General features: G+C 73.7%; 7 protein-coding genes. 4 read left to right on the top strand and 3 right to left on the bottom strand.

Translation table 11 applies throughout. The features are described from left to right. The coding region (locus CCN39_RS38830; RefSeq protein WP_086850903.1) for a GNAT family N-acetyltransferase at positions 1 to 448 on the top strand (448 nt) is incomplete at its 5' end. An 18-nt stretch (positions 449 to 466) separates the two neighbouring features. On the opposite strand, the gene CCN39_RS38825 is transcribed toward CCN39_RS38830, so the two are convergent. From CCN39_RS38825 to CCN39_RS38815, 3 genes are all read right to left on the bottom strand, one after another. Then, a complete protein-coding gene (locus tag CCN39_RS38825) occupies positions 467 to 1,330 on the bottom strand; it encodes a DMT family transporter (protein WP_086850899.1) in 864 nt (287 codons plus the stop codon). 213 nt (positions 1,331 to 1,543) lie between these two features. Continuing rightward, complete coding sequence (locus CCN39_RS38820) at positions 1,544 to 3,226, bottom strand: DUF885 domain-containing protein (RefSeq protein ID WP_208630583.1); 1,683 nt, start codon at positions 3,224 to 3,226, stop codon at positions 1,544 to 1,546. 42 nt (positions 3,227 to 3,268) lie between these two features. After that, positions 3,269 to 4,153 (bottom strand): methylenetetrahydrofolate reductase, encoded by an 885-nt coding sequence (locus CCN39_RS38815; protein ID WP_086850894.1) that lies wholly within the window; start codon positions 4,151 to 4,153, stop codon positions 3,269 to 3,271. A gap of 95 nt (positions 4,154 to 4,248) precedes the next feature. Here CCN39_RS38815 and merB point away from each other — a divergent pair, with 95 nt between their 5' ends. From merB to crtI, 3 genes are all read left to right on the top strand, one after another. Continuing rightward, complete coding sequence (gene merB, locus CCN39_RS38810; RefSeq protein WP_086850901.1) at positions 4,249 to 4,938, top strand: organomercurial lyase; 690 nt, start codon at positions 4,249 to 4,251, stop codon at positions 4,936 to 4,938. Positions 4,939 to 4,998: 60 nt separating this feature from the next. After that, entirely contained in the window at positions 4,999 to 6,090 is a 1,092-nt protein-coding gene (locus CCN39_RS38805) for a polyprenyl synthetase family protein (protein ID WP_086850891.1), read from the top strand. A 1-nt stretch (position 6,091) separates the two neighbouring features. Further along, on the top strand, positions 6,092 to 7,013 hold a 922-nt coding region (crtI, locus tag CCN39_RS38800; RefSeq protein ID WP_143264313.1), incomplete at its 3' end, for a phytoene desaturase family protein.

Here is a 7,013-nt window from a genome sequence, read left to right as displayed (position 1 = left end):
GCAGCGCGCGCCGATGTGGCTCACCCACGCGCTGCGTGAGGGCTGGCGCTGCATGGCCGCGCTCGACGCCGACGACGTCCTGCTCGGCGTGGCCTACGGCTACCGCGGGCGGGCCGGGCAGTGGTGGCACGAGCAGGTCCGCCACGGCCTGAGCCGCCGGTCCGGGGCCGCCGAGGCCGACCGCTGGCTGTCGGACTACTTCGAGCTGACCGAGATCCACGTCCGGCCGGAGAACCAGGGCCACCAGATCGGCGAGGACCTGCTGCGCAGCCTCCTGGAAGGCGTCCCGAGCGCGAACGTGCTGCTGTCGACGCCCGAGGGCACGAGCCGGGCGTGGAAGCTCTACCGCCGCACCGGGTTCGTCGACGTCCTGCGCGACTACCACTTCGCCGGCGACCCGCGGCCGTTCGCGATCCTGGGGCGGGCGCTGCCCCTCGACCCGCGCTGAGCCGAGGGGCGGCGTTCGTCAGCGCGGCTCGGGCCGCCAGTAGCCGACGACCAGCGCCGCGACCAGCACGGCGGCGCCGCACCAGGCCGTGCCGCTCAGCCGTTCACCGAGCAGCGCCGCGGAGAGCACCGCGGCCGTCAGCGGCTCCAGCACCGCCGACAGCGAGCCGAGCACGGGGTGCGCGTCGGCCAGCCCGCGCAGGTACGCGGCGTACGCGAGCGCTGTCGGAACCGCGCCGAGGTAGCAGACGATCGCGAGGACGTCCGCGTGCAGCGGGATCGCCATGCCGGACCAGCTCGCCACCGGGAGGAGCAGCAGGCCGCCGGTGAGGCAGCCGAACGCCGTCGTCGCCAGCGGATCCAGGCCTTCGACCGGCTTCGCGGTGACCAGGGTGAGGGTCGCGAAGCCGGCCGCCGCGAGCAGGGCGCAGCCGAGGCCGCCGAACGAGATCGCTTCGCCCGGTGACCACTGGAGCAGCACCAGGCCGGCGAGGGTGCCCGTCACGGAGACCAGCGTCCAGCGCCGGAGTTTCCGCACCGACGCGAGCGTGACGATGACGGGCGTGGCACCGATCGTGGTCATCGTCGCGACGCTCACCGAGCTGAGCGCGACGGCGGCGAAGTAGCTCGCCTGGAAGAGGGCGAACAGCGCGCCGACGGCGAGGACGCGCCGGGCGGCCTCCGCGGTGCGGGGAAGGGGGCGGCCTTTCAGGAGGAGGGTCGCGACGGCGCCGCCGACGAGCAGGCGGTAGTCGGCGACGGCGAGCGGGTGGAGGCCGGCCCGCCGGGCGAGCAGCGAGCCGGCGAGGCCGCCGGTGCCCCAGAGGACACCGGCGAGAACGAGCGCGGCCGAGGAACGGGCGCGCGTGGGCAAGGACACCAAGGGAACGCTCCTGCGTCGAAGGAAAGGGAGATCGACGACGCGGGGCGGTGCGCACCACGAAACAGCCGCGGGCCTCGAAGGCCACGCGGCGAGGGACCACCCCGCTCAGGCGCGGGGCGGTGGGGTGACGAAGAGGATTCGGCGCACGAGCGGAACCTATCGGGAAGACGCGAAGCGGGGCCACCGGTTTTCGGTGACCCCGCTCCCGAGCGCTCAGTCCAGGTGGGACAGCTGTTCCCGCAGCGTGTCCAGCCCCATGCCGCCCATCTTCAGTGCCTCCGTGTGGAAGCGCTTGATGTCGAACGCCGCCCCCGCGCGGGCCTGCGCGTCGGCCCGGGCCGCCAGCCACAGGCGCTCGCCGATCTTGTACGCCGGGGCCTGGCCCGGCCAGCCCAGGTAGCGGTCGACCTCGTCGCGGATGTGGGCCTGGTCCGTGATCGTGCGGGTCAGCATGAACTCCAGGCCCAGCTCCGGCGTCCACCGCGAGCCCTCGTGGAAGCCCGTGCCAGCCGGGATCTCCAGCTCCAGGTGCATGCCCAGGTCCACCACCACGCGGGCGGCGCGGAACAGCTGCTCCGACAGCATCCCCAGCAGGTCGCCGTCGTCGGCCAGGTAGCCCAGTTCCTCCATCAGGCGCTCCGCGTACAGGGCCCAGCCCTCCGCGTGGCCCGACGTGAACGCCAGCAGCCTCTGGTACTTGTTCAGCCCCGTCGGCTGGTCCACCGCCGTCGCGATCTGGAGGTGGTGACCCGGTGCTCCCTCGTGGTACACCGTGCTCGTCTCGCGCCAGGTGATGAACTCGTCGCGACCCGCCGGGAGGGACCACCACATGCGGCCCGGGCGAGCGAAGTCCTCGCTCGGGGGCGTGTAGTACGCGCCGACGCCGCCACCCGGCGGGGCGATCTTGCACTCCAGGGCCATCACGCGGTCGGAAATCTCGAAGTGCTTGCCGCGCAACGACTCCAGGGCGTTATCGGACAGGCGCTGCATCCACGCCTCGAACTCCGCGCGGCCGCGGATGCGGTAGCGCGGGTCCGCGTCGAGAGCGGCCGCGGCCTCCGCAGGGGAGGCGCCCGGCTTGATGCGGTTCGCCACCGCGCGCATCTCGGCCTCGATCCGGGCGAACTCCGCCCAGCCCCACTCGTACGCCTCCCGCAGGTCCAGCGCCGCGCCGACGAAGAAGCGGGACCACAGGCGGTAGACGTCCTCGCCGACGGCGTCCTTGACCGGGGCCTTCGGCGCCAGCTCGGCCCGCAGGAAGCCGGCGAACTCCGCGAACGCCTCCTCCGCGGCCCGCGCGCGGTGCTCGAGATCCGCCTTCAGCGCCGTCGAGGAGGCACCACCGGTGAGTTCGGTGAAGAAGCCCCTCTCCTCCTTCAGGCCCGCCCACGTTTCGCACTGCTCCGCGACCTTCGCGACCTGCCGCAGCGCCGCGACGTGCCCAGCGTCGGCCGCCGAAAGCAGGCCGCTGCGGATGTTCGCCAGCGCTGCGGGGACCTCGGCGATCCGGGCCGAGACGACCGCCCAGTCCTGCTCGGTCTCCAAGGGCATCAGGTCGAACGCCATCCGCAGTTCCTGCACCGGGCTGGAGATGACGTTCAGGCTCGCCACGTCCAGGCCGGCCTCGTGGATCTCCAGCTCCAGGCCGACGCGCTCGGTGAACACGGCCTTGGCGGCGCGCTCGGCGGCGTCCCGCGGCTCGGCGGCGGTGACGGCGGCGTGCGCCCGCGCGGCCAGGCCGGCGCGCGCGGCGAAGCCGTCCGCCGAGTAGTCGGTCAGCCGGTGGTCGTGGCCGGCGACGCCGTGGACGGTCGCCGCGACCGGGTCCGCGGCCACGTAGTCGTCGACGTAGCGGTCACAGATTTCGTGCACGCCTTCGGAAGCAGTAGAAGCCATGCGCCGCACGCTACCGGGCCACCCGTACCCAGTGGTACGTACTTAAGCACGGGCCGGGACGAGGCCCAGCCGGGCGATCACCTCGCGCGTCGCTTTCGACCGGTTGAACGTGTAGAAGTGCAGGTTCGGCACGCCCTCGGCGATCAGCCGCTCGCACAGCTCGGTGATCACGTCGATGCCCGCCGCGCGGAACGCCTTGGGGTCTTCGGCCAGCGGTTCGAGCCGGTCCAGGAGCTTGCGGGGGGCCGGCGCGCCGGACAGCTTGATCGTCGTCTGCAGCGTCCGCCACGTCGTCAGCGGCATCACGCCGGGCAGCACCGGCACGTCGCAGCCGGTCGCCGCGACCCGGTCGCGCAGCCGCAGGAAGTCCTCGGCGTCGTGGAACAGCTGGGCGATCGCGAAGTCCGCGCCCGCCCGCAGCTTGCGGACCAGGTACTTCGTGTCGGTTTCGAGGTCGGGCGAGCGCGGGTGGCCGTAGGTGGACGCCGACACGCCGACGCAGAAGTCACCCAGCTCCCGGACGAGCTGGACCAGCTCTTCGGCGTACTGCAGGCCCTCCGGGTGCGGGATCCAGTCGCCGTAGACGTCGCCGGGCGGGTCGCCGCGCAGCGCGAGAATGTTGCGGACGCCGACCGAGGCGTACCAGCCGATCACGTTGCGCAGCTCGGCGACGGAGTGGTTGACCGCGGTCAGGTGCGCCATCGGCACCAGCGTCGTCTCGGTCGCGACGCGGGCGATGCTGCGGATCGTGCCGTCGCGGCTGGAGCCGCCGGCGCCGTAGGTGATCGACATGTAGGCCGGGTCGTACGGCTCGAGCTCCCGGATGGCCTTCCACAGGACGGCCTCGTCCGCCGTGTCCCGGGGTGGGAAGAACTCGATGGAGAACTTCGGCCCGTCTCCGCGCAACCGCTCGATCACCGACGTCATACCGGCATGTTAAGGGCCGACGCCCGCCATGCGGGAGCCCCCGTCCGCGTCGCGAGACAGTCATCCGGGTCACCTTCGAGGCCTAAACTGGGGTGGTGAGGGACGACGACGCGAGCTGGGACGAGGACGTGCGCCTCGCGGTGTACCGCGCCTTCGCCCGCCACGGCCGGGCGCCGGGCGCTCCGGAGCTGGCCGACGCCGCGGGTGGCTCGCTGGCCGTCGCGAAACAGGCCCTGCACCGGCTCGCCGACGCCCACCACCTGGTGCTCGACGAGTGCGAGCACGTCGTCCTGGCCCACCCCTTCGCCGCGAAGTCGCTCGGCTTCTCCGTGATGGGGGCGCACACCCTGTGGTGGGGCGGCTGCGCGTGGGACTCCTTCGCCATCCCGCACCTGGTCGACGCCGAGCCGGAGGTGCTCGTCGCGACCCGCTGCCCCGGGTGCGGGCAGCCGCACGCGCTCGTCGTGAACCGGTCCGTACCGCCCGAAGGCACCCAGGTGGCGCACTTCCTGGTGCCCGCCGTGCGGATGTGGGACGACGTGCTGCACACGTGCGCGAACCAGCGCCTCTTCTGCTGCGAGTCCTGTGTGGACGCCTGGCTGGCGGAAACCGGGCAGCCCAAGGGTTCCGTGCTCGACCTGGTCACCCTCTGGCGGCTCGCGCGCGGCTGGTACGCGGGCCGGCTGGAGCGCGGCTACCGGCGGCGCGAACCGCAGGACGCCGTCGCCTACTTCGCCGAAGCGGGCCTCACCGGTCCGTTCTGGGCCGCCACGGCCGGAGTCTGATTCGCCACATCCGGGTGCCCCGGCGGCCCGCGTCCCCGCGCGTTCGGCGATTATTGCGGCATGAACGCGCCCGCCGCCGACCGTGACCTGCCCGCCCACGTCGAGCGCGCGCTGGCCGGGTTCCTCGATCGGGCGGGCGCCACGATCCTCGGAACCGAGCCCACCGTGGCCGCCGGGATCGACGCGCTGCGCGGGTTCGTGCTGGGTGGCGGCAAACGCTTGCGCCCGACGTTCGCCTGGTGGGGCTGGCGCGGCGCGGGCGGCGACCCGGACGGCCCGGACGCCGAGGGCGTGCTGCAGGCGGTGTCCAGCCTGGAGCTGATCCAGGCGTGCGCGCTGATCCACGACGACCTCATCGACTCCTCCGACTCCCGCCGCGGCAACCCGACCGTGCACATCGCCGGCGCGAAGCTGCACGCCGACCGCGGCTGGCTCGGCTCGCCCACGACGTTCGGCCTGGCCACCGCGGTCCTGGTCGGCGACCTGGCGCTGGCCTGGGCGGACGACATGTTCGCCGACGCCCCGCTGCCCGCCGAGACGCTCGCCGCGGCCCGCCCGGCCTGGCGCGCGATGCGCACCGAAGTGCTCGCCGGGCAGTACCTCGACGTCCGCACGCAGGCCACCGGCGACGCCTCGGTCGAGGCCGCGCTCAAGATCGACCGGCTCAAGACCGCCGCCTACACCGTGCAGCGGCCGCTGCACCTGGGCGCCGCGCTCGGTGGCGCCTCCCCCGAACTGATCGCCACGCTGCTGGAGTTCGGCGGCGAGGTCGGCGTCGCGTTCCAGCTGCGTGACGACCTGCTGGGCGTCTTCGGCGACCCGTCGGTCACCGGCAAGCCCGCCGGCGACGACCTGCGCGAGGGCAAGCGCACCCTGCTCGCCGCGCTCGGCCTGCAGCTCGCGGCCGAGAAGGGCGAGCAGGCCGCGGCCACGGTGATCGCGGACGCCATCGGTGACGCGGACCTGTCCGACGAAGGTGTCGAGACCGTCCGGATGGCGTTGCAGCAGGTCGGCGCGGTCGACGCGGTCGAGCGCCGGATCGACGAGCTGACGACGGCGGCGATGGCCGCCCTGGACCGCGCGCACCTGGCCGAGCCGGCGCCCGCGGCGCTGACCGGGCTCGTCGTCAAGGCCACCCAGCGGACGTACTGACGTGCGGACGATCGACGGTCCCGCCGACCACGTCGTCGTCATCGGAGCCGGGCTGGCGGGTCTTTCGGCGACCCTGCACCTGCTCGGCGCGGGACGGCGGGTCACCCTGCTGGAGCAGGCGGACGTCCCGGGCGGCCGGGCCGGGCAGCGGAGCTTCGACGGCAACGCCGTGGACACCGGCGCGAGCGTGCTCACCATGCCGGAGCTGCTCGAAGAGGCGTTCGCCGCGGTCGGCGAGCCCCTCGCCAAGAACCTGCGCCTGACCAGGCTCGACCCGGCGTACCGGGCGCGGTTCGCCGACGGCAGCTCGCTGGACCTGCGCACGGACGGCGACGCGATGGAGGCCGAAATCCGTGCCTTCGCCGGCGCCCGCGAAGCGGCCGGCTACCGGGCGCTGCGCCGCTGGCTGACCGAGCTGTACGCGGTGCAGAAGGACCACTTCCTGGCGGCGAACTTCGATTCGCCGCTCGACCTGGCCCGCCCCGAGCTGGCTCGCCTCGGCGCGCTGGGCGGGTTCGGCAGGCTCGGCCCCCGCGTCGCCCGCTACCTGCGCGACGAGCGGGTCCGGCGGCTCTTCACCTTCCAGGCGCTCTACGCGGGCCTCGACCCGGCTCGCGCGATCGGCGCGTACGGCGTCATCGCCTACATGGACACCGTCGGCGGCGTCTACTACCCCGAAGGCGGGATGGGCGAGATCGGCCGGGCGATGACCGGGGCCGCCGCGCGGGCGGGCGCGGACGTGCGGTTCGGCACCGAAGCCGCGTGGCTCGAGCGGGTGCATTCGCGGGTGCGCGCGGTCCGGACGCGCTCGGGCGAGCGGATCGCCTGCGACGCCGTCGTGCTGGCCACCGAGCTGGGCACGGCCTACCGGCTCCTCGGCGCGCGGCCCCGCCGTCCGCTGCCCCTGCGCTACTCGCCGTCGG

It is taken from the genome of Amycolatopsis kentuckyensis (assembly GCF_002155975.1).
GTDB lineage: Bacteria > Actinomycetota > Actinomycetes > Mycobacteriales > Pseudonocardiaceae > Amycolatopsis > Amycolatopsis kentuckyensis.
Note: the sequence above shows the minus strand (reverse complement) of the source record. Positions and strands in the feature narration are given on the sequence as shown.